This is a genomic window from Micromonospora sicca, from assembly GCF_003172935.1.
Taxonomy (GTDB): Bacteria; Actinomycetota; Actinomycetes; order Mycobacteriales; family Micromonosporaceae; genus Micromonospora; species Micromonospora sicca.
The window spans coordinates 1-25,676 of the sequence record NZ_QGKS01000504.1 but is presented as its reverse complement, the minus strand read 5'-3'; the positions used below and the strand labels follow the sequence as shown (position 1 = coordinate 25,676).

Below are 25,676 nucleotides of genomic sequence, written 5' to 3'. Positions count from 1 at the left end.
GCGATGAGCTGGTGGCGGCGACGGGGTGCCGGCGCGGCCCTGCTGGGCGCGGTCCTGCTGATCGGCTTGGCGCATGTGGCCCGGGACGTGCTCCGCCCAGGCGAGGAGGAGATCTCCGTCGAGGCGTACGACCGCACCGACGATCCCCGGGTGATCGTGGCCCACCTGCGCAGGGATCCGGCGTACGTGGTGTCCCGGGTGGCGACCGCCGAGGACGCCACGTCGGTCGTCGTGCGCGTCTCGGTGCGAGCGCCCCGGCTGGGCTGGTCGGGCGGGGACGAGCCGGTCGAATGGCGGATCCACGTCCGGCTCGACCAACCGCTGGCCGGCCGGCAGGTGATCGACGGCCACACCGACGCGCCCGTGCCCGAGCGCTGACCAAGTCCCTCCTGGCCGACGACAGGTCTCCGTTCCCGTGGCGGGGCGTCACCACCTCTAGGGCGTCCTAGGAGGCTAGCTCTCAGCGCCCGAAGGGCTGGAGCCGCGCGGCGGGGCCGCGAGAAGCTGCACCACCTCAACGCCGCCCCGATCAACGCCGTCGCCGACCGCTGGTTCGGCCGGTACGACCGGGAGCGGGCGCGCGCCCTCGCCGACCTGCAGACAGCATTGAAGTCCGAGCCCATGCAGAACCCGACGGTCGCCTACACGGCCTACATCAGGACCACCCCCGGAACGGCTCTGGAGGGCGCTGACCGAGCCGGAGTTCACCCGGCATTACTGGAGCGGCGTCACGCTGGTCTCCGACTGGCGCCCCGGATCGCCCCTGCTCTGGCAGGACGCGCCGGACGCGGAGGCGAGGGACCTCGGCCAGCGGGTGCTGGCGGCCGAGCCCTACCACCGGCTCTCCTACAGCTGGCACGGCGTCCCGCCCGAGCACGCCGCGCATTTCGGCTGGTCCGACGAGGAGCTGGCCGCCCGGCTCGGCGAACGCCGCTCCAAGGTCACCTTCGACCTCGAGCCGCACGGCGACACGGTCCGGCTGACCGTGACCCACGACGACTTCTCCCCCGAGGGCGAGATGCACCGGGCGATCAGCGGTCAGCTCGACGGCGGCGGCGGCTGGCCCGAGCTGCTCGCCAGCCTCAAGACCCTGCTGGAGACCGGCGAGCCGCTGCCGGAACCGGTCCCCGCGGCCCCCGGCCGGCTGACGACTGCCGGCGGCGGGGGGTCAAGGGGTTGCTGATGCTGGTCGGTTCGACGGCGTCGTTCGCGGCACTCGGCGCGCTGCCGTTGTTCGCAGCTTCCCGCCTGACGGCCGGGTTTGTCGCGTCGGACGGTGGGTAGCCCGCACCACCCACACGCGCCGACGACTCGAGCGAAGACCGGAGTGGTGCTCGAGGAGGGAATGGGGCGACGGCCCCGCGGACGTGAGGAGTACGCGTGGTGGTGTTACCCCAGCAAGAGGATTCCCGCCTCATGCCGGTGCTGTCCGCCGACCGGGTCTGGACCGGTGTCACAACCAGTGAGGACGGGCGGGTATTCGTGAGCTTCCCGTCCGCGGACGGTCCCGGCCTCCAGGTCGCGGAAGCCATGCCCGACGGCAGGCTCATCCCCTATCCGGACGCGGGGTGGAACCAGGCGCGCGACGACCACGACCCGGCCGGGGCGTTCGTGTGCGTCAACGCGCTTCGGACAGGCCCCAACGGGCGGCTCTGGATCGTTGATGCCGGCGCTCCCGGCATCGGCCTGCCCGCCGTCGCTGGCGGCGCACGGCTGATCGCGATCGATCTCGCCACCGACACGATCGCACGCAGCTACGACCTCGGCGCGACGCGGCGGCAGACGAGCTACCTCGACGACGTACGTTTCAACGATCAGACTGCCTACCTCACCGACGCCGGGGCACCCGGGCTCATCGTTCTCGACCTGACCACCGGGCAGGCCCGCCGGGTGCTCGACGGTCACCCGAGCACGATCGACCGCCGCACCATGCACGCGGACGGGCAAGTCCTGCGCCGTCAGGACGGCAGCGAACTACGCGTACACGCCGATCAGCTCGAGGTCTCCCCCGACGGGCGGTATCTCTACTTCCAGCCGGCATCCGGACCGCTCGCCCGGATCGAAACCCGCTGGCTCGACGATCCCTCGGTGCCCGACGACACCCTGGCCGAACGAGTCGAGACATGGCTGGACACCCCAACCACCGGCGGCACCGCCATCGACGCCGCCGGCACCATCTACCTCAGCGACGTGGAACACCGCCAGATCCTGACCATCATGCCCGACCGGCAGGTCGACACCCTCCTCGCCGACCCGCGCCTGATCTGGGGCGACGCGATGTGGATCGACAGTTCCGGAAACCTGTGGATCCCGGCCGCCCAGCTCAACCGGACCCCGGGACTGGCCGGTGGGGCCGAGGCGGTCGACTACCCCGTCTGGATCTACAAGCTGAAGATCGATGCCAGCCCGCCGGCCAATGATCACACCTGACCGACGCCGGACGGTCGTGCCGTGATACCAGCGCACCGAGAGCGTTCCCGCGCCGGATTGTCCAGGCTGATCGTGCTCGCCCCCGGCGGTGTGACGCGGCTGGAACTCTTCGTGGACCTGGTCTTCGTCTACGCCTTCTTCAACGTCACCGCGCTGATGTCGGCGAATTTCCATCCCGTCGGGTTGCTTCAGGGGGGCCTGGTGGTGCTGCTGCTGTGGCGGTGCTGGGCGTCGTACGCATCGCTCGGGAATCTGGTCCGGCTCGATCGAGGCATCATGCCGCTGGTTGTCCTCGTGGCGGCGGCGTCCATCTTCGTGGTCGGTGTCACCCTTCCCGAGGCGTTTGCTGACCGGCCGCACGGTCTACCCGGCCCGCTGGTTTTCGTCGTCGCGTTTCTGCTGGCTCGCCTCGGGCCACTGTTGATCGCGACGTTCGCCCTGTGGAACGTCGACGGCAGGCGTCCACCCGTTCGGCGCGCTTGGCTCCCGCTGTTCGTCAGTGCGCCGCTGCTGCTGTTCGCCGCGTCCCTCCCCCTCCTCCTGCCTGCGTGGACGCCGGTGGTGCACGTCCAGCTGGTGCTGTTCGCCGTGGCCGTCGGCGTCGACTACGTCGGCTTGTGGGCGCTGGGCGCAGGCACCTGGCAGCTCACGTCCGCGGGCCACTGGGCCGAGCGGTACAGCCTGATCGTGCTCATCGCCCTCGGCGGGACGATCATCTCGATCGGCACCAGCCGCGGGCTGGTCGGTGACCCACCCATCACCTGGTCGGTGATCATCGGCTCGGTGCTGGGCATCGTCGTCGTCGCCGTGTTGTGGTGGACCTACTTCGACCTCGCCAAGCCCGCCGCCGAGCAGGCACTGCAGCGCCTGTCCGGTGGCGCCAGGTCATTGTTGGGTCGCGACGCCTACACCATGCTGCATCTACCGATGATCGGCGGTCTCATCCTGCTCGCGCTCGGGCTCAAACATGCGCTGAGCGCAACGGAGGAGCGCACCGTCCATCAGTGGGACCCCGGCAGCGCCCTCGCCCTCTACGGCGGAGTTGCGCTCTACCTGCTCGGACTGCTGGCGTTCGAACGGCGCGGCACCAACCTGACGGGGCGCAGCCTGATACTCGGTATCGCACTGCTCACCGCCTCGGTGCCGCTGGCCCTGCGCGTTCCGGCGGTGGCGTCGTTGGCGATACTCGCCGCCGCCGTCTGCGCCATGGTGGTCGCCGACCGCACGATCTTTCGCCAGCGGCACCGCAGGCTGCACCGGAGCGTCGCCGGCACGGCGACCCGGGTGTCGGGCGTGTGGCCGCACGAGCTCTTCCTCGATCTGCTGATCGTGTATGCGTTCATCCAGGTCACCGTGCTGATGAGCCGTCAGCCATCCGCGGCCGGGGCAGCCCAGGGACTGGGCGTCGTGGTCCTGCTGTGGTGGTCCTGGTGCTACTACGCCTGGTTGGGTAGCGCGACGTCCCGGGACGCGATTTCCGTGCGGGTGACCATGCTCGTCGCGGCGGCGCTGACCCTCGTGCTCGGCATCGCCATCCCGCAGGCGTTCAGTCGCGTACCCGGTGGGCTGCCCGGGCCGCTGATCGTGGTGACCTGCTACGCGGCTGTCCGCATCCTGCACTTCGCCTCGTTCTGGCTCGCCGCCCGCGCGGATCCGACGGTACGAGCCCAGTTGTCCCGGGCCGCCGTACCCGCCGGGGCAGCTCTGGCGCTGCTGCTGTGCGCGACGCTGACCTTCCCACCGCGGGGCAGCCCCGTCACGCCGATCAGCGCCGTGCTGTGGGGAGCTGCCCTGGCGATCGACCTCGGTGGCGGCTATCTGATCGGCCCACGCAACTGGCAGATCCGCTCGCTCGACCACTGGGTGGAGCGGTACAACCTTGTGGTCCTCATCGCGTTCGGTGAGGCGGTCAGCTCCACCGGGGTCGCCCTCGTGAGCGCGCCGATCTCCCCGGCCGTCCTGCTCGCGATCACGCTCAGCGTCACCCTGCTCGCCACGCTCTGGTGGACCTACGTCGGCACCGACGAGCTCCTCGACCGCCGCCTCCGGCAGGTCCCGAACAGCCTACGGGCGGCCCTGGCCCGGGACGCCTACACCTACCTGCATCTGCTGCCCGTCGCCGGACTGATCCTGATCGCCTTCGGCCTGAAGTCGGCCCTGGCTCAGTTGGCGTACCGGCCGACGGCGGCGCCGGACCCCTGGGGACACACCGCCCTGTACGGCGGGGTGATCGTCTACCTCCTCGGCGACCAGCTGATCTGGCAACGTGCCCACGGCAGGACGTCCCGGCGGCGCATGCTCGGGGTGCTGCTCGTGGCGCTCACCGCGCCGGCGACGGCCCGCCTACCCGGTCTCGGGGCGCTGGTCCTGCTCACCGCGGTCGGCATCGGACTCGCCACCACCACACCCTTTCCTGCCACCGAGGCACGACACGGCAGCCGGTAGGCACCCGTCGGTCAGGTTGTCAAGGACCGCGGACCCGCGCAGTGCCGGCCCGGCGTCACCGGGTGGCGGCGGTCCTCACCAAGCTCGGCCTGCGCGACCGGGTCCAGGCGGTGGTCTTCGCCTACGAGGTGGGTCTGGTCCGGGCCGAGCCGCCGGCCCGGTGACCGTGAGATGTCCGCCGGCCGTCCCCACGAGGGGACGGCCGGACCTGTCCAGCGAGGTCAGGGCACCATCCAGTCGAGCACCGGCGAGCCCTGCAACGCGACCAGCACGCACATGAGCAGCAGCAGGAGCAGGCTCCAGCCGAACACCTTGCGGAAGATCTCCCCCTCCCGGCCGGCCATCCCGACCGCGGCGGCGGCGATCGCCAGGTTCTGCGGGCTGATCATCTTGCCGAGCACGCCGCCGGAGGAGTTGGCCGCCGCCAGCAGCACCGGGTCCAGCCCGGCGCGCGCCGCGGTCTGCACCTGCAACGCGCCGAACAGCGCGTTGGCCGAGGTGTCCGAGCCGGTCACCGCGACCCCGATCCAGCCGAGGATCGCCGAGAGGAAGACGAACGCCCCGCCGGCCGCGGCGAGGAACGCGCCGAGGGTGTTGGTCTGCCCCGACTGGTTCATCACGTACGCCAGGGCGAGCACCGCCATCACCGTCACGATCGCGTACCGCAGTTCGACGTAGGTGCGGCGGTACGCCCTCAGCGCCCGGCCGGCGGAGACCCGCAGCACCAGGGCGGTGAGGATGCCGGCGAGGATCATCAGCGTGCCGGCGGCGGGCAGCCAGTTGAGGGTGAACGTGGCCGACGACAGCGGCTTGCCGTTGCCGCCCAGGATGTCCAGTCCGGGCCAGTCGAACTTCACGGTCCACGGCTCCTTCGCCAGGGCCGCCTTGACCGGCCCGAGGTTGGCGACGGAGAAGATCGCGATGATGATCAGGTAGGGGGCGTAGGCGCGGGCCACCTCGGCCGGGGTGTCGGCGATCCGGCGGCCGTCCGCCGTGGCGGCGCGAGCCTGGTCGGCGGGCCGTGGCTCCAGGTCGTCGCCGCCGGTGCGGTGCCGGCCGGCGGGAGCGGTCTCGTCGATGCGGGGGTCACCCGGCGGGGTTTCGCCACCCGGTCCATCCAGGGCGGGCGCGGCGGTGGTCGTACCGGAGCGGCTGACCGCGGCGGCGCGGACCGTGCCGGGACCGGCCAGCTCGGCCTCGACGGGCCCCCTGGCGGCGGGCACGGCCGCCGGCTCGCGACCCAGGTCGGCCGGGGTGACCGGGCGCCAGACGCGGACCAGCAGGACCACGGCGGCGGCCGAGACCAGCGCGGCGACGATGTCGGTCAGCGGCACGGAGATGTAGTTCGCGGCGACGAACTGCGCCAGCCCGAAGGTCACACCCGCGACCAGCGCGGCCGGCCAGGTCTGCCGGATGCCGCGCCGCCCGTCGACCAGGGCCACCAGCATCAGCGGTACGACCACCGCGAGGATCGGGGTCTGCCGGCCGACCATCGCGCCGAGGGTGTCCACGGTGAGCCGGGAGTCGTCGTTGACCCCGGAGGTGACGCTGGCCAGGGTGACGATCGGGGTGGCGAGCGCGCCGAAGGCCACCGGCGCGGTGTTGGCCAACAGCGACACCGACGCGGCGTGGATCGGGCGGAAGCCGAGCGCCATCAGCATCACCACGGTGATCGCGACCGGGGTGCCGAAGCCGGCGAGGGCCTCCAGCAGCGCGCCGAAGCAGAACGCGATGATGATCGCCTGGATCCGCATGTCCGGGCTGACCCGTTCGAACGAGCGGCGCAGCACGTCGAAGTGTCCGCTCTCGACGGTGAGGTTGTAGACCCAGATCGCGTTGATGACGATCCACAGGATCGGGAAGAAGCCGAAGGCCGCGCCCTCGGTGGCCGACAGCACGGCCTGCCCGACCGGCATAGCGTAGACGGCGATCGCCACCACCAGCGCGACCGCGAGGGAGATCACGCCGGCCAGCCAGGCCCTGACCTTCAGCACGCCGAGCAGGACGAACAGGGTGAGCAGGGGCAGGACCGCGAAGATGGCCGAGAGCGCGACGGAGTCACCGACGGGATCGGTGACGACTGTGAACTGTTCGAACATGAGTCACCTCGACACGTGAAAAGGGGTGGGTCCTACAGCAGCTCCTCCACCGGGCGGGCGCGGAGGGAGGCGTCGAGGACCTGGGCGGTGTGAGCCAGGGCGATGTCGCCGCCGGCGCGGGTCACCGAGGCGGCGACCTGCATGAGGCAGCCGGGGTTGGCGGTGACGAGCAGCCGCGCCCCGGTGGCCAGTACGGTCCGGGCCTTGCGGTCGCCGAGTTCGGCGGCCGGCCCGGGGTGGAGCACGTTCCAGATCCCGGCGGAGCCGCAGCAGATCTCCGGGTCGGCGATCTCCCGCAGCTCCAGCCCGGGGATGTCGCGCAGCAGCCGGCGGGGCTGGGCGCGGACGCCCTGGGCGTGGGCGAGGTGGCAGGCGTCGTGGTACGCGACGGTCACCGGCAGCGGGTGCCGGGTGGCGACCGGGCCCAGTTCGTCGAGGAGCTCGGACAGGTCGCGCACCTTGCCGGCGAAGTCGGCGGCGAGCGCGGCGTAGCGGGCGTCGTCGCGCAGCAGGTCGCCGTACTCCTTCAGGGTCGAGCCGCAGCCGGCCGCGTTGACCACGAAGAAGTCGACGCCGGCGGCGGCGAACGCGTCCAGGGTCCGGCGGGCGAAGCGGCGCGCCTCCTCCTCGCGTCCGTTGTGCACGCTCAGCGCGCCGCAGCAGCCCTGCCGGTCGGGCAGGATCACCACGTCGCAGCCCTCGGCGGCGAGCACCCGGGCGGTGGCCGCGTTGACCTCCGGGAAGAACGCGGACTGCACGCAGCCGGTGAGCATGCCGACCACGGCCCGGCGCGGCCCGACCGCCGGCATCCGCGCCGGGAGGCGGGCGGGGCTGCCGAGGCGGGGCGCGAGCGACTCCAGCGCCGCCAGGGTGGGCGCCAGCCGGGGCAGCAGCCCGGTCCGCGCGACCAGGCGGCGCAGCCCGCTGGCCTGGTACGCGCGCAGCGGCCCGCGCAGCAGCCGCAGTCGCCGCGGGTACGGGAAGAGGGCGAAGATCGCCGCGCGCAGCGCCCGCTCCCGCGGCCCCCGGCGGTGCCGGCGTTCGACCTGCTGCCGGGTGTCCTCGATGAGCCGGTCGTAGCGCACCCCGGAGGGGCAGGCGGTCACGCAGGACATGCAGCCGAGGCAGCGGTCGAAGTGGGTGACCATTGAGTCGGACAGCGGCTCGCCCTCCAGGCCCTCCTTCATCAGGTAGATCCGCCCGCGGGGCGAGTCCATCTCCTCGCCCCACAGCACGTAGGTGGGGCAGGTGGGCAGGCAGAAACCGCAGTGCACGCAGTCGGAGATCAGTTCGGCGGCGGGCGGGTGGTGCGCGTCGAAGGCGCCCCCGTCGGGCGGCTGGGCGGCCAGGCCGAGCACGTCGCGCGGCCCGGTGGCCGGGAAGGTGCCGCCGGGCGAGGTGACCGGACGCTCGCCGGGCTGCTGGGGAATGGTCATCAGATCCCTCCGACGAATCGGCCGGGCGCGAGTCGGGCGTCGGGGTCGAACCGCTGCTTGACCCGGCGCATCAGCGCCAGCCCGTCGACCGGCCCCCACAGGTCGACCCGGTCCCGCACGGTCGGGGGCGCGGTGAGCACCACGGCGTGCCCGGCGACGGCGGCGGTCGCCGCCCGCAGCGCGTCGACCAGGCCGGCGACCCGTTCCGGTTCGGCCGTGCCGGGCACTCCGGCGTGCAGGACACCGACGCCGGCCGAGCCGCGCAGCGCGAGCGGCACGCCGTGCCGGTCGGCCGCCGCGCGGGCGTCGGCCAGCAGCCGCGGTACGCCGGAGAGCGCCGCGGTCAGCTTCAGCCCGGTGTCGCCGTCCCGCCACGGGTACCGGCCCCAGCCCTCGGGGGCCTGGTCGGCGGCGGTGGCGTCGGTGCCGAGCAGCCGCGCGGCGGCCTCGACCCGGGCGGCCACCCCGGCCGGGGTGCCCTCCAGCAGCACCGTCACCGCCGCTCCCCCGCCGGCCGGCGCGTCCACCTCCAGCGCGGCGGGCACGAGCTGCGCGGCGCGTACCGTGCCGGCCAGCCGGCCCGCCTCGGCCGCGTCGTCGACCCGCCGGGTGACGTACGCGGCGGCGGCCGGCAGCGGGTGCAGCCGGAACGCGCACTCGGTTACCAGCCCCAATGTGCCGTACGCGCCGGTGACCAGCTTGCCCAGGTCGTAGCCGGCGACGTTCTTGACCACCTTGCCGCCGGCGTGCGCGACCACCCCGTCGGCGCGGACCAGGGTGACCCCGATGAGCAGGTCGCGCGCGGTGCCGTAGAGCATCCGGCGGGGGCCGCTGGCGTTGGTGGCGACCGCCCCGCCGACGGTGCCGCCGGGCAGCGGCGCGTCCAGGGCGAGTTGCTGGCCCGCCGCGGCCAGCGCGGCGGCGAGCGCGTCGAGGCCGGTGCCGGCCCGGACCACGGTGATCAGGTCACCGGCGGCGTGCTCGACCACCCCCGCCAGCGCGGTGGTGTCGACGATCAGGTCGAGGCGGCGCGGCGGGCTTGCCCAATCCTGTTTCGTCCCGCCGCCGCGGAACGTCACGGCCAGGTCGAGGGCGGCGGCCGCGCGCAGCAAGGCAGCGGCCTGGGCGGTGTCCCGGGGCATGGCGACGTAGCGGGCCGGCACCCCTGCGATCGCGTCCTGCTCACCGGCGGGCCGGACCGGCTCGGGGCCGTCCGGGTTGTCGGTCCGGCCGGCCGCGGCCTGCGACGGCAGGCCGTCGGTGTGCCGACCATCGGTCGTGGTCGTTCCGTCGGCGGCCGCACGGAGGCGGTCGAGGATCGCGTCGGCGGGCATCAGAACACCTCCGCCAGGCCGGCCTCCTGCGCGGGGTGGACCCCTTTGCGCCGGCCGGGGACCTCGCCGCAGAGCCGCGGCGTCGGGAACACCTTGCCCGGGTTGGCCAGCCCGGCCGGGTCGAACGCGCAGCGCAGCAGTTGCATGGTGTCCAGGTCGTCGGCGGTGAACATCCGCGGCATGTACTTCGCCTTGTCCATGCCGACGCCGTGCTCGCCGGTGATCGAGCCGCCGTGCCGGACGCAGAGGTCGAGGATCGCCCCGGAGACCTCCTCGGCGCGTTCGGTCTGCCCCTCGACCGCGGCGTCGAAGAGCACCAGGGGGTGGAGGTTGCCGTCGCCGGCGTGGAAGACGTTGGCGACCCGGATGCCGCGTTCGGCGGAGAGCTCACCGATGCGGCGCAGCACCTCGGGCAGGGCGGTCCGCGGGATCACCCCGTCCTGGACGATGTAGTCGGGGCTGATCCGGCCGACGGCGGCGAACGCGGACTTGCGGCCCTTCCAGAACAGCGCCCGCTCGACGTCGTCGGCGGCGATCCGGATCTCGAACGCCCGGTTGTCCCGGCAGAGCCGCTCGACCTGGTCGAACTGGGCGGCCACCTCCGGCTCCGGCCCGTCCAGCTCGACGATGAGCACCGCCCCGGCGCCGGGCGGGTAGCCACAGTGCACGGCCGCCTCGGCGGCGGAGATGGCGAGTGCGTCCATCATCTCCACCGCCGCCGGCACCACCCCGGCCGCGATGATGGCCGACGTCGCCGCGCCGGCCTGGTCGGTGCTGTCGAAGGCGGCGAGCAGCGTCCGCACCGACTCGGGCAGCCGGGTCAGCCGGACGGTCACCTCGGTGGCGATGCCGAGGGTGCCCTCCGAGCCGACGAACGCGCCGAGCAGGTCGTAGCCGGGGGCGTCGGGGGCGCGGCCGCCGAGGCGTACCCGGTCGCCGTCGGGGGTGACCAGCTCGACGCCGGTGACGTGGTTGGTGGTGAAGCCGTACTTGAGGCAGTGCGCGCCGCCCGAGTTCTCCGCCACGTTGCCGCCGATCGAGCAGATCTGCTGGCTGGACGGGTCGGGCGCGTAGTACCAGCCGTGCGGGTTCGCGGCCCGGCTCACCGCGAGGTTGATCACGCCCGGCTGCACCACGGCCCGCTCGTCGGAGGGCGCGACCTCCAGGATGTCCCGCATCTGCGAGGTGACGATCAGGACCCCGTCGGCGTGCGGCAGCGCACCTCCGGAGAGCCCGGTGCCGGAGCCGCGGGCCACGAACGGCGCGCCGGCGGCGACGCAGGCCCGGACCACCGCGGCGCACTGCGCGGCGTCGGCGGGCAGCGCGACGAGGGCCGGCACCACCTTGTACTGGGCCAGCCCGTCGCACTCGTAGGTGCGCAGCTCCTGCCGGTCGCTGAGCACCCGGTCGGCGCCGACGGCGGCCCGCAGCGCGGCGGCGAGGGCGGTCAGGTCCGTCGTGGTCGTGCTCATCGCCCACCTCCGCGTCGGTTGTCGGTCAGGGCATCCGCTCGTACGCGGGCACGGTGAGGAAGTCGGCGAAGTCGTCGGCGACGGCGACCTCCATGAACAGCGCGCGGGCTTCGGCGTAGTCGCCCGGGTCGCCGGGGAGCTTGCCGATCTCCTCGTCGGCGATCCGCTCGACCAGCTCCCGGCTGACCCGCTCGCCGGTGTCGTCGAGGGTGACGTCGTTGTGCAGCCACTGCCACACCTGGCTGCGGGAGATCTCCGCGGTGGCGGCGTCCTCCATCAGGTTGAAGATGGCCACCGCGCCGGTGCCCCGCAGCCAGGCGGCCAGGTACTGCACGCCGACGCTGACCGCGTTGCGCAGCCCGGCCTCGGTGTGCTGCCCGGGGGTGGACCGGACGTCGAGCAGCTCGGCGGCGCTGACCCGCACCTCCTCGCGGGCGCGGTCGAGCTGGTTCGGCCGGTCGCCGAGGACCTGGTCGAAGACCTGCCGGCAGACCGGCACCAGGTCGGGGTGGGCCACCCAGGAGCCGTCGAACCCGTCGTTGGCCTCGCGGGTCTTGTCGTCGCGGACCTTGGTCAGGGCGATCTCGTTGACCTGCGGGTCGCGCCGGCTGGGAATGAACGCGGCCATCCCGCCGATGGCGTGCGCGCCGCGCCGGTGGCAGGTCCGCACCAGCAGCTCGATGTACGCGCGCATGAACGGCACCGTCATCGTCACCGCGTTCCGGTCCGGCAGCAGGAAGTCCCTGCCCCGGGTGCGGAACTTCTTGATCACGCTGAACATGTAGTCCCACCGGCCGGCGTTCAGCCCGGCGGAGTGCTCGCGCAGCTCGTAGAGGATCTCGTCCATCTCGAAGGCGGCCGGGAAGGTCTCGATCAGCACGGTGGCCCGGATGGTGCCGCGCGGGATGCCGAGCCGTTCCTGGGCGGCCAGGAACACGTCGTTCCACAGTCGGGCCTCGAGGTGGCTTTCCATCTTCGGCAGGTAGAAGTAGGGCCCGGCGCCCCGGTCGAGCTGCCGGCGGGCGCAGTGGAAGAAGTACAGCCCGAAGTCGACCAGGCTGCCGGAGGTGCGCTCACCGTCGACCAGGATGTGCTTCTCGGTGAGGTGCCAGCCGCGCGGGCGTACCACGATGGTGGCCAGTTCGCCGTCGTGCAGCGCGTACTGCTTGCCCTCGGGGGAGGTGAAGTCGAGCTTGCGGTCGATGGCGTCGCGCAGGTTGAGCTGACCGGAGACGACGTTCTGCCAGAGTGGGGTGTTGGCGTCCTCGTGGTCGGCGAGCCACACCTTCGCGCCGGAGTTCAACGCGTTGATGGTCATCTTCGCGTCGGTGGGGCCGGTGATCTCGACGCGGCGGTCGACCAGGCCGGGCGCCGGTTCGGCGACCCGCCAGTCCGCCTCGCGGATCTCCCGCGTCTCGGGCAGGAAGTCCAGCAGCGCGCCGTCGGCCAGTTCGGCCTCGCGCCGCCGCCGGCGGTCGAGCAGGTCCCGGCGGCGCGCGTCGAAGGCGCGGTGCAGATCGGCGAGGAAGGCCAACGCCTCCGGGGTGAGGATCTCGTCGTACCGGGGGTGCATCGGTCCCGTGACCTCGACGCCGGCCGGACTGGTCATCGGCTCGCTCCTCACCGTGACATGTGTCGCGATCTATCCGGTGTGCTCCTGCCGACTGTAGTTCTCGCTGGTCGGGGCCGCGACCTGAGTGACGGCACAGCCACCGGGAGCGGTCGGCCCGGTGCGGCGAACGGTGCCTTCCGGGCGGCGAGCGGCTGCCCGGCACCTTTGACCCTCCATTCTGGACGTACGGCGCCCCCGGGTCGGCGCCGGCACCGGCCACTGTCGCCCGCCGGTCGGTCGCGCGGGCTGACCCTCGGGCGCCGGCCGGCGAAATCGGCGGCACCGGTGTCACCGGACCCGCGTCCGGGTTTCCGACATCGAGGACAGGAGCGGTCGCACCGGGCACACGGCCGCGACGAGCCCGCGGGGCGCAGATCGCCACGGACGGCCCAGGAGGAACCAGAGCTCCAGGGCGTTACGGCCGTCCTGGGTGGGCATTTCCGCCGCTCCCCGGCGGGAGGGGGAACACGTGACGGCAACGAAGATTTCTCATTTACGCCGGACGGGCAACCCAACCCTCCTAGTGTTGGCCACACCGGTGCTAGTCACGGAGTTGGCCACCCGAACGACGTCCCACGCAGACAGCGGACGAAAAGTGAGGGAAGACGCGGATGAAGGCACAGAGAATTCTCGGATCGGCGGCGGTCGGCGTGGGCCTCGGCGCACTCCTGCTCCCGGCCGCCGCGCTCGCGCAAACCACCACCGTCTCACCAGCGACCACCCCGGTCGGCGGGACCGTCGTGCTCACCACGACCTGCAACCCGAACGTGGGTGACGCGATCTTCCGCGTCACCGGACCGAACCGGGACGAGAACGTCCGGTCCACGACCGCGGCGGCGGGCGGCGGCCTGAGCGCCGAACTCTTCACCGCCGGGTTCACCCTCGGGACGTACACGGTCACCACGACCTGCGGCGACGGCAGCAGCGGCGGCTCCGCCCAGTTCACCGTCACCCCGATCGGCGGCGCGCCGGCCGGCGGCGGCGGCCAGGGACCGGACGCCGGCGTCCTCGTCGCGGGCGGTGCGCTCGCCGCCGGGGCAGTCGCCGGCGGGACGTACGTGCTGCTGCGCCGCCGGCGCCGCGCCTCCGTCGTCGCCTGAGACGCCGCCACACACCATCCCTTGTGCGAGGGTGCCCGCGCCGGCGTGACCGGCGCGGGCACCACGCCCACGTCGGACGGAGGTGGGAACCTGTCGCCCCAGCGCAACCCCGAGCGCGGCTTGTCGCGGGCTCGCACCGCCGCGGTGGTCGCGGCGGTCACGCTGACCGGCGCGACCGGGGCCGGCCTGGTCGCCGCCGGCCTCGGCACCACCGCGAACCGGCCGCCGCAGCCCGGAGCCTCGGCCGCCCCGACCTCCGAACGGTCCAGCTCGCCCGGGCCGGTGCTTCCCCGGTCCGAACCGGTCCGGATCGCCATCCCCCGCATCGGCGTCCGGGCGGAGATCGTCCCGGTCGCCACCGACGACGACGGCGCCCTGGAGGTGCCGCCGCTGGACCATCCGGAGGTGGCCGGCTGGTACCGCCGCGGTCCAACCCCGGGCGAGGCCGGCAACGCCGTCCTGGTCGGGCACGTCGACTCGCAGACCGGTCCGGCCGTCTTCTTCGACCTCGGCCGGCTCCAGCCCGGCGACCTCATCCAGGTCGCCCGGGCCGACGGCCGGCAGGCGACGTTCACCGTGGACGGTGTGGGGGCGTACCCGAAGGAGCGCTTCCCCACCGAGCGGGTGTACGGCGGCGACTCCGCGGCCCGGCTGCGGCTGATCACCTGCGGCGGCCGGTTCAACCCCCGCACCGGCAGCTACCCCGACAACATCGTCGTCTTCGCCACGGCCACGCACTGACCGCACCGACGGCACGTGCCGTACGGTAGGCCGTCAGTTCCCGGCGGGGCGGAGGTGCGCGGTGGACCGGTCGGCGGTACGGACCCGGCGGGGCCCCCGGCTTCCCGCCCTGCTCGGTCGGTTGCTCGGCCGCCCGGCCGACGCGGCGGCCACGCCGGCCGCCCGACGGTCCAACCCCGACGCCGTGGTGGACTGCGCCGTCTACGTCAACGGAAAGCGGGAGCCGGGGCGCCCACACTACGCCGACGCGTACGCGCGCAGCCGGCGCACCCGGCGCTCCTTCGTCTGGTTGGGCCTGCACGAGCCGGGGGCGGCGGTGATGGCGGCGGTCGGCCGCACCTTCGGGCTGGACGAGCTCAGCGTGGCGCAGGCCCTCGCCGACGGGCACCGCCCCACCGTCCAGCGGCACGGCGACGTCACCCTGCTGGTGCTGCGCACCGCCGGTTACGTCGAGCACACCGAACTGACTGACACCTCCGAGGTGATCGACACCGGGGACGTGATGGTCTTCCTCGGCGACCGCTTCGTGATCACCGTCCGGCACGGCGCGGCCGGCGCCCTCGCCCCGGTCCGGGAGGACATCCAGCGCCGTGCGGGTGTGCTGGCCGAGGGACCGTGGGCGGTGGCGTACGCGGTCTGCGCCCGGATGGTGGAGCTCTACCTGGAGGTCTCCGGGCACCTGGAACGGGACCTGGAACGCGTCGAGGAGAGCGTCTTCGCCCGCGACGGCAGCGCCGACATCCAGCACATCTACCAGCTCAAGCGCGAGGTGGTGGAGTTCAAACGGGCGGTGCTGCCGTTGCAGGCGCCCCTGCGGGACCTGGTCGAGCGGCGCGACGGCGGGCCGCCGCCGGCATTGCAGCGCTGGTTCGTCGACGTGGAGGCGCGGCTGACCCGGGCGGTCGACCGGATCGGCGGGTACGACGACCTGCTCAACTCGATCCTGCAGTCCCGCCTCGCGCAGCTCGCCGTCGACCAGAACAACGACATGCGCAAGATCGCCGCCTGGGCGGCGATTGCCGCCACCCAGACCGCGGTGGCCGGGATCTACGGCATGAACTTCGCTCACATGCCCGAGCTGGGCTGGCGGTACGGCTACGCGGCGGCCCTGCTGCTGATGGCCCTGGCCGCGGTCACCCTGTACCGGTTGTTCCGCCGCTCCGGCTGGCTCTGAACCTCTCCCGCCTCAGCGTCAGGGCTTGTCAAGGCTGTTCTCGGCACACCGGAACAGCAGCGGCGACACCAGGTCCAGCGGTGGATCGCCGGGCAGGTGACGCTCGCCGTCGACCAGGCCGCTGAGCCCGGGCGAGGGACGGTCCTAAGCTGGCGGCCATGTTGTGGCAGCGGTACGTGGCGATCGGCGACAGCACCACCGAGGGGCTGGACGACCCGGACGGCAACGGCGGCTACCGGGGCTGGGCGGACCGGTTCGCCCTGGCGGTGGCCCGCGCGCAGGGCGGCCTCGAGTACGCCAACCTGGCCATCCGCGGCCGGACCACCGCGCGGATCCGGGCGGAGCAGCTGCCGGTGGCGCTGGAGCTGGCGCCGGACCTGGCGACCGTGGTGGCCGGGATGAACGACGTGCTCCGGCCGGCGTTCGACGCCGACCGGATCGCCGAGGACGTCGGCGCGATGCAGCGGGCCCTGGTCGGCCAGGGGGCCACCGTGCTCACCTTCACCCTGCCCGATCCGGCGCCGGTGATGCCGCTGGCCCGACCGCTGCGCGGCCGGGTGGCGGCGTTCAACGCGGCGGTCCGGGCGGTCACCACCGAGACCGGCGCCACCCTGCTGGACCTGGGGGCGCACCCGGTGGCCTCGGACCCGCGCCTGTGGAGCGACGACCGGCTGCACGCCAACAGCGCCGGGCACGAACGGATCGCCGCCGCGTTGGCGCACACCGCCGGCCTGCCCGGGTACGACGACTCCTGGTCGCACCCGCTGCCGGCGGCCGTCCGCCGGCCCCGCCACGAGGTGGTCCGGGCCGAGCTGGCGTGGACCCGGCGGCACCTGCTGCCGTGGCTGGCCCGGCACCTGCGCGGCCGGTCCTCGGGGGACGACCGGGTGGCCAAGCGCCCGGTGCCGCTGCCGGTCGAGTGGTGATGCCGGGCGGCGCCCGGTCCGGGCGGTGGCCGGAGTCGATCGGGCAGCGCTCAGTGCTCGATCGGCCGGCGGGTACGCGCCCGCTTCAGCTCGAAGAAGCCGTCGGTGCCGGCGACGAGCAGCACGCCGTCCCAGAGCCGCCCGGCGTCCTCCCCGCGTGGGATCGGCGCGACCACCGGCCCGAAGAAGGCGTTGCGCCGACCGGCGTCGTCGGTGACGTGGATGGCGGGGGTGCCCAGGTCCTCGCCGACCGGCTCCAGCCCGGCGCGGTGGCTGGCCAGCAGCGCCTCGTCGTGCTCGGTGGAGTCGGCCGCGTCGGCCAGTTCGACCGGGAGGCCCACCTCGGCCAGCGCCGCGACGTACAGGTCGCGACCGATCGGGGCGCGGTCGTGGTGGATCCGGTTGCCCAGCGCGGTGTAGAGATCGCGCAGCACCTCGTTGCCGAACTTCTGCTCGGCGGCGATCGCCACCCGCACCGGGCCGAGGCCGGGCCTGAGCCACTCGCGGTACCACTCGTCGAGGCCGTCCCGGCCGTCGTTGAGCACGGTGAGGCTGAGCACGTGGAAGCGGAGCCGTACCTCCCGGACGCGCTCCACCTCCAGCAGCCAGCGGGAGGCGTTCCAGGCCCACGGGCAGCGCGGGTCGAACCACATGTCGGCGTTCGTCATCGTCGTCTCGGTCCCTCCTGAGCGGTTACGAGACGACGGTAGGCCACGGATCGGCCCACCGTGAGAGCCGATCGGGACGCTGATTCTTGAGCCAATCGGCACGGGCAGGCCGATCAGGGCCTGCTCCGCCCCGCTGACCGTCGCGCGCCGCCGCCGGACTGGCGGGGCGTAGGGTGGGACCATCCCGGAATCGACGACATCCCACTTTCGAGGTGGCCGCCACGCCGGATCCACCCAGGGGACGTCATGTCCGTACCGCGTCCCGCCGGACCACCGTCGCCGACCTGACCGAGGCGTCCCCGCCCATCGCCGGGCTGCCGGCGCCAGGTCCGCGCCTGGGACCCGGTTCCACGCTCCGCACCTGTGGTCCGCCGCGCGCGCGGCGCCACTTCCCCGACCGATATCAGGCCGCGGCCGGGGATCTCCGCAACGGCCTCACCAGGGAGCAACCATGAAGATCGCCAGGCACCGGATCATCGACGTGCTACGGGCCCGCGGCCAGCACGTCCGGGCCGACTGGATCAGGCGGGAGCTGCCCGACGAGGTCGACCTCAACAAGCACGCGGGCCTGCTCGCGACGCTGCACCTCGATCCCGCCGACCTTGCCGAGACGCCGTCGCCGTAAGGGCGATGCCGCCGGTCCCGGTGGCATAGCGGGGCACCGCGCGTACCGCGGGCCGGGTGAGGGCTCCTCCGCGCGCAAGTTTGGGGGTCAGGGACGAGGGAAGACAGCAGCCCGCCGGGGCCGGTCCGACGAGGCTGGCCAGCGCCCTGCCCGTCGGCGGCACTGCCGACCGGGGTCGGGGCAGATCCCCGAGGAGGAGCGACGATGGCGGACGCGGCGAGGGGCACCCGGACGGCCACCAGGCCCACCAGCGCGCGGAAGGCCACGGGGGCCCGCAAGGCACCGCCGAAGCGGGCGGCGGCGGCGAAGAAGGTCGCGGCCGCCACGAAACGGGCCACCGGGACGAGCGCGGCCAAGACCCCGGGCGAGAAGCCCACCCCGACGACGGCCCGGGTGGCCCGGAAGAAGGCAGTCGCCGCGACGGCGGCGCCCGCCCGGCGGCCGACCGCGAAGGCGACCGCCGCGAAGAAGGCACCGGCCAAGAAGGCCGCCGCGAAGACGGCGCCCACGACGAAGGCCGCCGCGAAGAAGGCGCCCGCCAAGAAGGCGCCGGCCAAGAAGGCGCCGGCCAAGAAGGCGCCGGCCAAGAAGGCCATGGCGAAGAAGGCGCCCGCCAAGAAGGCCACGAATAAGGCGCCGGCCACGAGGGTCGCGGCGAAGAAGGCGCCGGCCAGGAAGGCGACGGCGGCGGCGCTGGCCCGGGTCACCGCGGAAACCCGGGCGCCGGCGAAGAAGACGACGACCATGGAGTCGTCCGGCAGGCGGAACACGGCCCGCCGGCCGAGCCGCGGGCCGGTTGGCGGGGCTGGTCGCCCGCCGCGCTGAGCCCCTCGGCGAGAATGACCACGTGGCGAAACGCGGTGCCCGCCGAAGCGCGGCCGACCAGACGACCGGAGCCTGCCCGTGCGGCTCCGGGGTCCCCTACGCCGACTGCTGTGCCCCGGTGCACCGGGGCGAGTCGACGGCGGCGACCGCCGAGGCGCTGATGCGTTCCCGGTTCAGCGCCTTCGCCGTCGGCGACGTCGACTACCTGGTACGCAGTTGGCACTCCGCCACCCGACCGGCGCGGCTGCGGCTCGACCCGGGGCAGCGCTGGACCAGGCTGGAGATCCTCGGCACCGACCGGGGCGGCCTGTTCGACTCCGAGGGCACGGTCGAGTTCCGGGCCCACTACCGGGAGGCGGGGCGTCCGGGCATGCTGGACGAGCGCAGCCGCTTCGTCCGCGAGGACGGCCGCTGGGTCTACCTGGGCGCCCTGCCCGGGTGAGGACCGCCGGCCCGGGTGAGGACCGCCGGCCCGGACGAACGCCCGGGCCGGCGGTGCTATCGCCCGCTTACCGGGATCCCGGCGGGCAGCCCGAGCCGGGCGACGGCCGCGGCAGCCAGCTCGTCCGGCACCAGCGCCACGTCCAGCACGACACCGGCCTCCTCCGGCGCCAGCGGCTCCAGGATCGCCCGCTGCGAGTCGAGCAGGCTGGCCGGCATGTAGTGGTCGGCGCGGCGGCTCATCCGGTCCCGGATCAGCTCCGCCGCCCCGGCCAGGTGGACGAACTCCACGTTCGGCGGCCCCTGCCGCAGCACGTCCCGGTAGGACCGCTTCAGCGCCGAGCAGGCCAGCACCGTGGACACGCCTTCGGCGTGCCGGGTGGCCATCCACGCGGCGAGGTCGCGCAGCCACGGCCAGCGGTCGGCGTCGTCCAGCGGTACGCCGGACCGCATCCGCGCCACGTTGGCCTCGGAGTGGAACTCGTCCGCTTCGGCGAACCGGAGCCCGGTCAGCTCGCTGATCCCCCGGGCCACGGTGGTCTTGCCCGCCCCGGACACCCCCATCACCACGACGTGCCGGGTGAGCGGTCGGTCACCAGTCATGGACGGTGCCGTCCTTGAGCCGGTTGAACGGCAGGTACGCCGGCACGTACGGGAACCGCGCCGCGGCCTGCTCGTCGAGTTCGACGCCGAGACCGGGCTGCTCTCCCGGGTGCAGGTAGCCGTCGGTGAACGTGAACGACTGCCGGAACACCTCGTTGGTCAGCGCGCCGTGCTGCATGTACTCCTGGATGCCGAAGTTGTGGATGGCCAGGTCCAGGTGGAGCGCGGCGGCCATGCCCACCGGGGAGATGTCGGTCGGGCCGTGGATGCCGGACTTGATCTGGTACTGGGCGGCGAAGTCGAGCAGCTTCCGCATGGCCGTGATGCCCCCGGTGTGGGTGACGGCGGACCGGACGTAGTCGATGAGCTGTTCCCGGATCAGCGTCTGGTAGTCCCACACGGTGTTGAAGACCTCGCCGATGGCCAGCGGCGTGGTGGTGTGCTGGCGGACGAGGCGCAGCGCCTCCTGGTTCTCCGCCGGGGTGCAGTCCTCCAGCCAGAACAGGTCGTACGGCTCGAGGGCCTTGCCGAGCCTGGCGGCCTGGATGGGGGTCATCCGGTGGTGCCCGTCGTGCAGCAGCGGCAGCTCGGGGCCGAACTCGTTGCGGACCGCCTCGAAGACCTCGGGCAGGTGGCGCAGGTACGCGCGGGTGTCCCAGTCCTCCTCGGCGGGCAGCGGGGTGCGCTGGGCCGGCTCGTAGTCGTACCGCTTGCCGTCGACGCCCGGCTGGGCGGCGACACCGTAGACGGCGTTGATGCCGGGCACCGACGTCTGCACCCGGATCGAGCGGTAGCCGAGGTCGAGGTGCCGGCGGATCGAGTCGAACAGCTCCGGCAGGTCCCGCCCGGAGGCGTGCCCGTACGCCATGATCCCGGTCCGCGACGCGCCGCCGAGCAGCTGGTAGAGCGGCATGCCGGCGGCCTTGGCCTTGATGTCCCACAGCGCGACGTCGACGGCCGCGATGGCGGCCATGGTGACCGGTCCCCGCCGCCAGTACGCCGAGCGGTAGAGGAACTGCCAGGTGTCCTCGATGTGGTGCGGGTCCCGCCCGATCAGCAGGGGCACGACGTGGTCGGCCAGGTAGGAGGCGACCGACAGCTCCCGCCCGTTGAGGGTGCCGTCGCCCAGGCCGGTGAGCCCCTCGTCGGTGGTTATCTTGAGGGTGACGAAGTTGCGGTCGGGGCTGGAGACGATGACGTCCGCCGCGATGATCTTCACGCAGGTGCCTTTCTCGGGTGATGCTCAGCGAAGGGTGCTGCCGGGCTGCAGGTCGTCCAGGAGGGACAGTTCGTCGCGGCGCGGCAGGGCCTCCCAGTCGCCGTGCCCGGCGACGACGAAGGCGCCGAGGGTGACGGCGCGGCGCAGCCGTCCGGCCAGGTCGAGCCCGTCGAGGTGCCCGGAGAGGTAGCCGGCGGTGAACGCGTCACCCGCGCCGACGGTGTCCACCGCGGTGACCGGCAACGCCGCGGCGTGCCGGACCCCGTCGGCGGTGTACGCGCGGGCGCCGTCGCCGCCGAGCTTGACCAGCACGGTCGCCACGCCCCGGGCCAGCAGACCGGCCACCACGGTCTCCTCGGCCGCGCCCGGTTCGCCGACGAGGTCCAGCTCGTCGGCGGAGGCGACCACGACCGAGGCGTGCCCGGCGAGGGGGGTGAGCACGACGCGGGCGTCGTCCCGGCGCCACAGCCTCGCCCGGTGGTTGACGTCGAGGCAGACCAGCGCCCCGGCCCGGGACGCGGTCTCGGCCGCCCAGCGGGTGGCCTCGCGGGCGCTGTCGGACAGCGCCGGGGTGATGCCGGTCAGGTGCAGCACCCGGGTGCCGGCCGCGAGGGCCGGGCGCAGGTCCTCGACGCCCAGGGCGGAGCCGGCCGAGCCGGCCCGGTGGTAGCGCACCCGGGTCAGGTCGGCGGTACGCCGTTCCAGGAACATCAGCCCGGCCGGGCGCTCCGGGTCCCGGGTGACGTGGTCGACACCCACCCCCTCGGCGCGCAGTTGGCGCAGCACGTACCCGCCGAGCTCGTCGTCGCTGACCCGGCCGGCCCAGGCGGCCCGGTGGCCGAGCCGGGCCAGGCCGATCGCCACGTTGGACTCGGCCCCGGCGAGGTGCATGGTCAGGGCGCCACCGGCCGCGAGGGGCCCGGCGGACCGCAGCGACACCAGCGCCTCGCCGAAGGTGAGCAGGTCGACGGCGGTCATGACGTGGCGGCGACGTAGGCCCGGGCCCGCTCCCGCAGCGCGTCGAGGTCGCCGCCGGAGGCGGCGTCGCCGACCAGCGGGCCGCCGACGCCGACGGCGATCGCGCCGGCGGCGAGGTAGCCGGGCAGCTCGGCGAGACCCACCCCGCCGACCGCGACGAACGGGATGTCCGGGAACGGGTCGCGCAGCGCCTTCAGGTACGCCGGCCCGCCGACCGACGCCGGGAAGAGCTTGACGGCGGCGGCCCCGGCCCGGACGGCGGCGTACGCCTCCGTCGGGGTGAGCGCCCCGGCGGCGACCGGCAGCCCCCGGCGGACCGCCTCGGGGATCGAGTCGACCACGGCCGGGGTGACCACGAACTGCGCCCCGGCGGCGGCCACGTCGGCGACGGCGGCCGGGGTGAGCACCGTGCCGGCGCCGACCAGCGAGCCGGCCGGGGCCGCCGCCCGGATCGCCTCGATGGCGTCGAGCGCGCCCGGCGTGGTCAGCGCCACCTCCACCACCCGGACGCCCTCGGCGAGCAGGGCGGTGCCGGTGGCGACGGCGGCGGCGGTGTCGGTGCCGCGGATGACCGCCAACAGGCGGGTGGCGGCGAGTTCGGCGGTGAGGTCGAGGGTCATGATCACCATTCCGCGTAGGAGCCGTCGAGGTGTCGGAACATCGGGCTGCGCCAGGCGTGACCGCGCTTGTCCGCCGACCGCACCGCCTGCTCGTCGATCTCGATGCCCAGACCGGGCGCGGTGAGCCGCTCGACGTACCCGTCGACGAAGGTCAGCGGGGTCTTGTCGAGGCAGTAGTCGAGCACCTCGGCGCCGAGGTTGTAGTGGATGCCGATGCTCTGTTCCTGGATCAGGTAGTTCGGCGTGGCGAAGCCGACCTGCAGGCAGGCCGCGAGGGCGATCGGCCCGAGCGGGCAGTGCGGGGCGAGCTGGACGTCGTACACCTCGGCCAGTGCGGCGATCTTGCGCACCTCGGTGATGCCGCCGGCGTGCGAGAGGTCCGGCTGGGCGACCGCGATGCCGGCCTGGAGGACGGGCAGGAACTCCTGGCGGCTGTAGAGCCGCTCCCCCGTGGACACCGGCGTGGTGGTCGACCGGACGAAGTCGCCGATCAGGTGGGAGTTCTCCGGGACGACCGGCTCCTCCAGGAACAGCGGCCGGTACGGCTCCAGCAGCGGCGCCACCCGGCGGGCGTTGGCCAGGGTGAACCGGCCGTGGAAGTCGACGGCGACGTCCCGGTCGTCGCCGAGCACCTCGCGGGCGGCGGCCACCCGGGCGACCACCCCGTCGAGCTCGGCCACCGAGGCGATCGGGCTCATCCGGCCGGAGGCGTTCATCTTGACCGCGGTCAGTCCCGCCTCGACCTGGGCGGCGATGTGGTCGCGGACCTCGCTCGGCTCGTCGCCGCCGACCCAGCCGTACACCCGGATCCGGTCCCGGACCGGGCCGCCGAGCAGCTGGTGCACGGGGGCGCCGAAGTGCTTGCCGGCGATGTCCCAGAGGGCCTGGTCGAGGCCGGACACGGCGCTGGCCAGGATCGGGCCGCCCCGGTAGAACGAGGCCTTCGTCATGACCTGCCAGTGGTCCTCGATCCGCAGCGCGTCCCGGCCGATCAGCAGCTCGCTGAGCTGCTCGACGGCGGTGCGGACGGTCTCGGAACGCCCCTCGCAGGTGGCCTCGCCCCAGCCGACGATCCCGGCGGAGGTCTCGACGCGGACGAAGAGCCACCGGGGTGCGACGAGGAAGGTCTCGATGCGCGCGATTGTCGTCATGGTCTGTTCAGCCCTTCGTCGCGCCGGCGGTGAGCCCGGAGACCACGTACTTCTGCACGAACAGGGCGATCAGCATGATCGGCAGGGTGACCACGGTGGCGGCGGCCATCAGCCCGCCCCAGTCGATGCTGGCGTAGCCGACGAAGTCGAAGATCGCCACGGGCAGGGTCTTGGTGTCGGCGCCGGAGAGCACCAGGGCGAACATGAAGTTGTTCCAGGAGAAGATGAACGACAGGATGCCGGCGGTGGCGATGCCGGGCACCGACAGCGGCAGCGTGATCCGCCGGAACGCGCCGATGTGGGTCAGCCCGTCGACCAGCGCCGCCTCCTCCAGCTCCTCCGGCAGGCCGTCGAAGTAGCCCATCATGATGTAGACGACCAGCGGCAGCGACACGAACATGTGGCTGAGGATCAGCACGCCGAAGCCGCCGACCATCTTCAGGTTGGAGAAGACGTAGTACCAGGGCACCAGCAGCGAGACGCCCGGGATGACCCGGGCCATCAGCACCACCAGCGCGGACTTGCGCATGTTGAACCGGCTCATCGAGTACGCGGCCGGCACGCCCAGGAGCAGCGACGCCACCGTCGCGGCGAAGGCCACCCACAGGCTGTTGCCGATGAACTGGACGTAGTTCGCCTGCTTGAGCACGGTGACGTAGTTGTCCGTGGTGGGCGAGAAGACCAGCGCCTTGCCGGTGTCGTAGATGTCGACATTGGTCTTGAACGACGCGGCGACCATCCAGAGCAGCGGCGCGAGCAGCGACAGCACCACGACGGCGAGCGCCACCACCCGGAACACCCGGTACGCGGGACGGGGCTTCATCGGTGCGCCTCCTTGCGGCGGGCGGTCAGCGCCCACATCGACCCGATGATGATCAGGAAGAAGATGATGAGGACGGTCGAGGAGACGCCGTACTCGTTGTAGTCGAAGCTGAGGCCGTAGGCGTACACGTTGAGCGTCTCCACCTCGTGGAAGGAACCGCCGCCGCGACCCTTGGTGGCGTAGAGGATGTCGAAGGTCTTCAGCGCGTCGATGCCGCGCAGCAGGATCGCCACGATCACCGTGGGCATCAGCAGCGGCAGGGTGACGTGCCGGAAGCGCTGCCAGGTGCTGGCACCGTCGATCCGGGCCGCCTCCTGCGGCTCGTCGGAGAGCGAGGTGAGCCCGGCGAGCAGGATCAGCACCACCATCGGCGTCCACTGCCAGACGTCGATGAAGATGGTGGTGGGCAGCGCGGAGTGCTGGCCGGCGAGCCACGGCTGCGGTCCGATGCCGACCCAGCCGAGCACCTGGTTGGCCAGGCCGATGTTGGGGTCGAAGATGAGCCGCCACATCATGCCGACGGCGACCGGGGTGGCGACCAGCGGCATCAGGATGGCCACCCGGACCCACTTCTGCCCCTTGAACGGCCGCCACAGCAGCAGCGCGACCGCCATGCCGAGCACGACCTCGAAGAGCAGCGCGACGACGGTGAACGTGGCGGTCCGCCCGACGGCGGGCCAGAACCGCTCGGTGTCCGACAGCACGTCGAGGTAGTTGCGGAAGCCGACGAACTCGCTCTCGGCGCGGACGGAGCCCTCGGCGTCGGTGAGGCTGAGGTAGCCGGTCCAGGCGAGCGGGAAGACGATCAGCGCGGCGACGAAGATCATCGCCGGCGCGGCGAAGAGCCACTTGCGGTGCTCGTTGGCCCAGCGCGCCCAGCCGGGCGTGTCGGGCGTTTCCGAGGCGCCGCCGGTCGCTCGGGCGGGGGTGGTGACTGTTGCCATGGGATCTCCG

General features: G+C 73.2%; 24 protein-coding genes and 1 pseudogene. 12 read left to right on the top strand and 13 right to left on the bottom strand.

All coding sequences use genetic code 11. The annotated features are described in order from the left end of the window. Positions 1 to 3: 3 nt before the first annotated feature. The 5 genes and pseudogenes from DKT69_RS36455 to DKT69_RS36435 all read left to right on the top strand — a co-directional run. Entirely contained in the window at positions 4 to 378 is a 375-nt protein-coding gene (locus DKT69_RS36455) for a hypothetical protein (protein ID WP_109805891.1), read from the top strand. Positions 379 to 688: 310 nt separating this feature from the next. Next, positions 689 to 1,183, top strand: coding sequence for an SRPBCC domain-containing protein (locus DKT69_RS36450; protein ID WP_201750044.1), 495 nt, complete (start codon positions 689 to 691; stop codon positions 1,181 to 1,183). Between the two features lie 197 nt (positions 1,184 to 1,380). Then, positions 1,381 to 2,430 carry an L-dopachrome tautomerase-related protein gene (locus DKT69_RS36445; protein ID WP_109805890.1) on the top strand — a complete coding sequence of 350 codons (1,050 nt, stop codon included), beginning with the start codon at positions 1,381 to 1,383 and terminating at the stop codon, positions 2,428 to 2,430. Positions 2,431 to 2,487: 57 nt separating this feature from the next. Then, positions 2,488 to 4,875, top strand: coding sequence for a low temperature requirement protein A (locus DKT69_RS36440; protein ID WP_161558020.1), 2,388 nt, complete (start codon positions 2,488 to 2,490; stop codon positions 4,873 to 4,875). Positions 4,876 to 4,937: 62 nt separating this feature from the next. Next, positions 4,938 to 5,039: pseudogene (locus DKT69_RS36435) on the top strand (DNA-binding response regulator); the annotation flags it as partial. 57 nt (positions 5,040 to 5,096) lie between these two features. Here the strand turns inward: DKT69_RS36435 and DKT69_RS36430 are convergent. From DKT69_RS36430 to aceB, 5 genes are read right to left on the bottom strand one after another with little or no spacing between them, the layout of a single operon-like run. Further along, on the bottom strand, positions 5,097 to 6,974 hold the full coding sequence (locus DKT69_RS36430; protein WP_109805888.1) for an L-lactate permease: 1,878 nt from the start codon (positions 6,972 to 6,974) through the stop codon (positions 5,097 to 5,099). A 32-nt stretch (positions 6,975 to 7,006) separates the two neighbouring features. Then, positions 7,007 to 8,410 (bottom strand): (Fe-S)-binding protein, encoded by a 1,404-nt coding sequence (locus DKT69_RS36425; protein ID WP_109805887.1) that lies wholly within the window; start codon positions 8,408 to 8,410, stop codon positions 7,007 to 7,009. Then, positions 8,410 to 9,744 carry an FAD-binding oxidoreductase gene (locus tag DKT69_RS36420; RefSeq protein ID WP_236648688.1) on the bottom strand — a complete coding sequence of 445 codons (1,335 nt, stop codon included), beginning with the start codon at positions 9,742 to 9,744 and terminating at the stop codon, positions 8,410 to 8,412. Before DKT69_RS36420 ends, DKT69_RS36425 begins: the two co-directional genes overlap by 1 nt. Further along, on the bottom strand, positions 9,744 to 11,216 hold the full coding sequence (locus tag DKT69_RS36415) for an FAD-linked oxidase C-terminal domain-containing protein (RefSeq protein WP_109805886.1): 1,473 nt from the start codon (positions 11,214 to 11,216) through the stop codon (positions 9,744 to 9,746). Before DKT69_RS36415 ends, DKT69_RS36420 begins: the two co-directional genes overlap by 1 nt. A 25-nt stretch (positions 11,217 to 11,241) precedes the next feature. Next, positions 11,242 to 12,825, bottom strand: coding sequence for a malate synthase A (gene aceB, locus DKT69_RS36410; RefSeq protein WP_109805885.1), 1,584 nt, complete (start codon positions 12,823 to 12,825; stop codon positions 11,242 to 11,244). A 614-nt stretch (positions 12,826 to 13,439) separates the two neighbouring features. On the opposite strand from aceB, the gene DKT69_RS36405 reads away from it, so the two are divergent. From DKT69_RS36405 to DKT69_RS36385, 4 genes are all read left to right on the top strand, one after another. Continuing rightward, positions 13,440 to 13,928, top strand: coding sequence for a hypothetical protein (locus DKT69_RS36405; RefSeq protein WP_109805884.1), 489 nt, complete (start codon positions 13,440 to 13,442; stop codon positions 13,926 to 13,928). A gap of 120 nt (positions 13,929 to 14,048) precedes the next feature. Continuing rightward, the gene (locus DKT69_RS36400) at positions 14,049 to 14,669 is read left to right on the top strand and encodes a class F sortase (RefSeq protein ID WP_375373568.1); all 621 of its coding nucleotides are present in this window, start codon (positions 14,049 to 14,051) and stop codon (positions 14,667 to 14,669) included. Positions 14,670 to 14,730: 61 nt separating this feature from the next. Next, the gene (locus tag DKT69_RS36395) at positions 14,731 to 15,843 is read left to right on the top strand and encodes a magnesium and cobalt transport protein CorA (protein WP_109805883.1); all 1,113 of its coding nucleotides are present in this window, start codon (positions 14,731 to 14,733) and stop codon (positions 15,841 to 15,843) included. 158 nt (positions 15,844 to 16,001) lie between these two features. Then, the gene (locus DKT69_RS36385; RefSeq protein WP_109805882.1) at positions 16,002 to 16,769 is read left to right on the top strand and encodes an SGNH/GDSL hydrolase family protein; all 768 of its coding nucleotides are present in this window, start codon (positions 16,002 to 16,004) and stop codon (positions 16,767 to 16,769) included. A 50-nt stretch (positions 16,770 to 16,819) separates the two neighbouring features. Here the strand turns inward: DKT69_RS36385 and DKT69_RS36380 are convergent, their stop codons facing one another. Further along, positions 16,820 to 17,437, bottom strand: a complete 618-nt coding sequence (locus DKT69_RS36380) for a mycothiol-dependent nitroreductase Rv2466c family protein (RefSeq protein WP_109805881.1) — start codon at positions 17,435 to 17,437, stop codon at positions 16,820 to 16,822. Positions 17,438 to 17,888: 451 nt separating this feature from the next. Between DKT69_RS36380 and DKT69_RS39315 the strand changes: the two genes are divergently transcribed. The 3 genes from DKT69_RS39315 (at position 17,889) to DKT69_RS36370 (ending at position 19,329) form a co-directional block, all read left to right on the top strand. Further along, on the top strand, positions 17,889 to 18,062 hold the full coding sequence (locus DKT69_RS39315) for a hypothetical protein (RefSeq protein ID WP_201750042.1): 174 nt from the start codon (positions 17,889 to 17,891) through the stop codon (positions 18,060 to 18,062). A gap of 204 nt (positions 18,063 to 18,266) precedes the next feature. After that, positions 18,267 to 18,887, top strand: coding sequence for a histone H1 (locus tag DKT69_RS36375; RefSeq protein WP_146231315.1), 621 nt, complete (start codon positions 18,267 to 18,269; stop codon positions 18,885 to 18,887). 22 nt (positions 18,888 to 18,909) lie between these two features. Then, positions 18,910 to 19,329 carry a YchJ family protein gene (locus DKT69_RS36370; protein ID WP_109805906.1) on the top strand — a complete coding sequence of 140 codons (420 nt, stop codon included), beginning with the start codon at positions 18,910 to 18,912 and terminating at the stop codon, positions 19,327 to 19,329. 56 nt (positions 19,330 to 19,385) lie between these two features. Here DKT69_RS36370 and DKT69_RS36365 read toward each other — a convergent pair whose 3' ends face one another. The 7 genes from DKT69_RS36365 to DKT69_RS36335 form a co-directional block, all read right to left on the bottom strand. After that, the gene (locus DKT69_RS36365) at positions 19,386 to 19,931 is read right to left on the bottom strand and encodes a gluconokinase (protein WP_109805880.1); all 546 of its coding nucleotides are present in this window, start codon (positions 19,929 to 19,931) and stop codon (positions 19,386 to 19,388) included. Next, positions 19,921 to 21,150: a D-mannonate dehydratase ManD gene (gene manD / locus DKT69_RS36360; RefSeq protein ID WP_109805879.1), complete on the bottom strand. Its 1,230-nt coding sequence runs from the start codon at positions 21,148 to 21,150 to the stop codon at positions 19,921 to 19,923. The genes DKT69_RS36365 and manD overlap by 11 nt, the downstream gene beginning before the upstream one ends. A gap of 24 nt (positions 21,151 to 21,174) precedes the next feature. Continuing rightward, positions 21,175 to 22,128, bottom strand: a complete 954-nt coding sequence (locus DKT69_RS36355) for a sugar kinase (RefSeq protein WP_109805878.1) — start codon at positions 22,126 to 22,128, stop codon at positions 21,175 to 21,177. Further along, positions 22,125 to 22,748 carry a bifunctional 4-hydroxy-2-oxoglutarate aldolase/2-dehydro-3-deoxy-phosphogluconate aldolase gene (locus tag DKT69_RS36350; RefSeq protein ID WP_236648673.1) on the bottom strand — a complete coding sequence of 208 codons (624 nt, stop codon included), beginning with the start codon at positions 22,746 to 22,748 and terminating at the stop codon, positions 22,125 to 22,127. Before DKT69_RS36350 ends, DKT69_RS36355 begins: the two co-directional genes overlap by 4 nt. A 2-nt stretch (positions 22,749 to 22,750) precedes the next feature. After that, positions 22,751 to 23,899 carry a galactonate dehydratase gene (gene dgoD / locus DKT69_RS36345; RefSeq protein WP_109805876.1) on the bottom strand — a complete coding sequence of 383 codons (1,149 nt, stop codon included), beginning with the start codon at positions 23,897 to 23,899 and terminating at the stop codon, positions 22,751 to 22,753. Between the two features lie 7 nt (positions 23,900 to 23,906). Further along, on the bottom strand, positions 23,907 to 24,722 hold the full coding sequence (locus DKT69_RS36340; protein ID WP_109805875.1) for a carbohydrate ABC transporter permease: 816 nt from the start codon (positions 24,720 to 24,722) through the stop codon (positions 23,907 to 23,909). Continuing rightward, positions 24,719 to 25,676 (bottom strand): carbohydrate ABC transporter permease (locus tag DKT69_RS36335; protein ID WP_368666298.1); only part of this gene is annotated, 958 nt, incomplete at its 5' end. The genes DKT69_RS36335 and DKT69_RS36340, both read right to left, overlap by 4 nt.

What these genes read in the sequence shown, in the direction of transcription:
- DKT69_RS36430 (WP_109805888.1), bottom strand. Translation starts at nt 6,974, where the DNA reads ATGTTCGAACAGTTCACAGTCGTCACCGATCCCGTCGGTGACTCCGTC.
- dgoD (WP_109805876.1), bottom strand. Translation starts at nt 23,899, where the DNA reads ATGACGACAATCGCGCGCATCGAGACCTTCCTCGTCGCACCCCGGTGG.
- DKT69_RS36415 (WP_109805886.1), bottom strand. Translation starts at nt 11,216, where the DNA reads ATGAGCACGACCACGACGGACCTGACCGCCCTCGCCGCCGCGCTGCGG.
- DKT69_RS36425 (WP_109805887.1), bottom strand. Translation starts at nt 8,410, where the DNA reads ATGACCATTCCCCAGCAGCCCGGCGAGCGTCCGGTCACCTCGCCCGGC.
- DKT69_RS36340 (WP_109805875.1), bottom strand. Translation starts at nt 24,722, where the DNA reads ATGAAGCCCCGTCCCGCGTACCGGGTGTTCCGGGTGGTGGCGCTCGCC.
- DKT69_RS36385 (WP_109805882.1), top strand. Translation starts at nt 16,002, where the DNA reads ATGTTGTGGCAGCGGTACGTGGCGATCGGCGACAGCACCACCGAGGGG.
- DKT69_RS39315 (WP_201750042.1), top strand. Translation starts at nt 17,889, where the DNA reads ATGAAGATCGCCAGGCACCGGATCATCGACGTGCTACGGGCCCGCGGC.
- DKT69_RS36365 (WP_109805880.1), bottom strand. Translation starts at nt 19,931, where the DNA reads ATGACTGGTGACCGACCGCTCACCCGGCACGTCGTGGTGATGGGGGTG.
- DKT69_RS36355 (WP_109805878.1), bottom strand. Translation starts at nt 22,128, where the DNA reads ATGACCGCCGTCGACCTGCTCACCTTCGGCGAGGCGCTGGTGTCGCTG.
- aceB (WP_109805885.1), bottom strand. Translation starts at nt 12,825, where the DNA reads ATGACCAGTCCGGCCGGCGTCGAGGTCACGGGACCGATGCACCCCCGG.
- DKT69_RS36455 (WP_109805891.1), top strand. Translation starts at nt 4, where the DNA reads ATGAGCTGGTGGCGGCGACGGGGTGCCGGCGCGGCCCTGCTGGGCGCG.
- DKT69_RS36405 (WP_109805884.1), top strand. Translation starts at nt 13,440, where the DNA reads ATGAAGGCACAGAGAATTCTCGGATCGGCGGCGGTCGGCGTGGGCCTC.
- DKT69_RS36420 (WP_236648688.1), bottom strand. Translation starts at nt 9,744, where the DNA reads ATGCCCGCCGACGCGATCCTCGACCGCCTCCGTGCGGCCGCCGACGGA.
- DKT69_RS36375 (WP_146231315.1), top strand. Translation starts at nt 18,267, where the DNA reads ATGGCGGACGCGGCGAGGGGCACCCGGACGGCCACCAGGCCCACCAGC.
- DKT69_RS36380 (WP_109805881.1), bottom strand. Translation starts at nt 17,437, where the DNA reads ATGACGAACGCCGACATGTGGTTCGACCCGCGCTGCCCGTGGGCCTGG.
- DKT69_RS36350 (WP_236648673.1), bottom strand. Translation starts at nt 22,748, where the DNA reads ATGACCCTCGACCTCACCGCCGAACTCGCCGCCACCCGCCTGTTGGCG.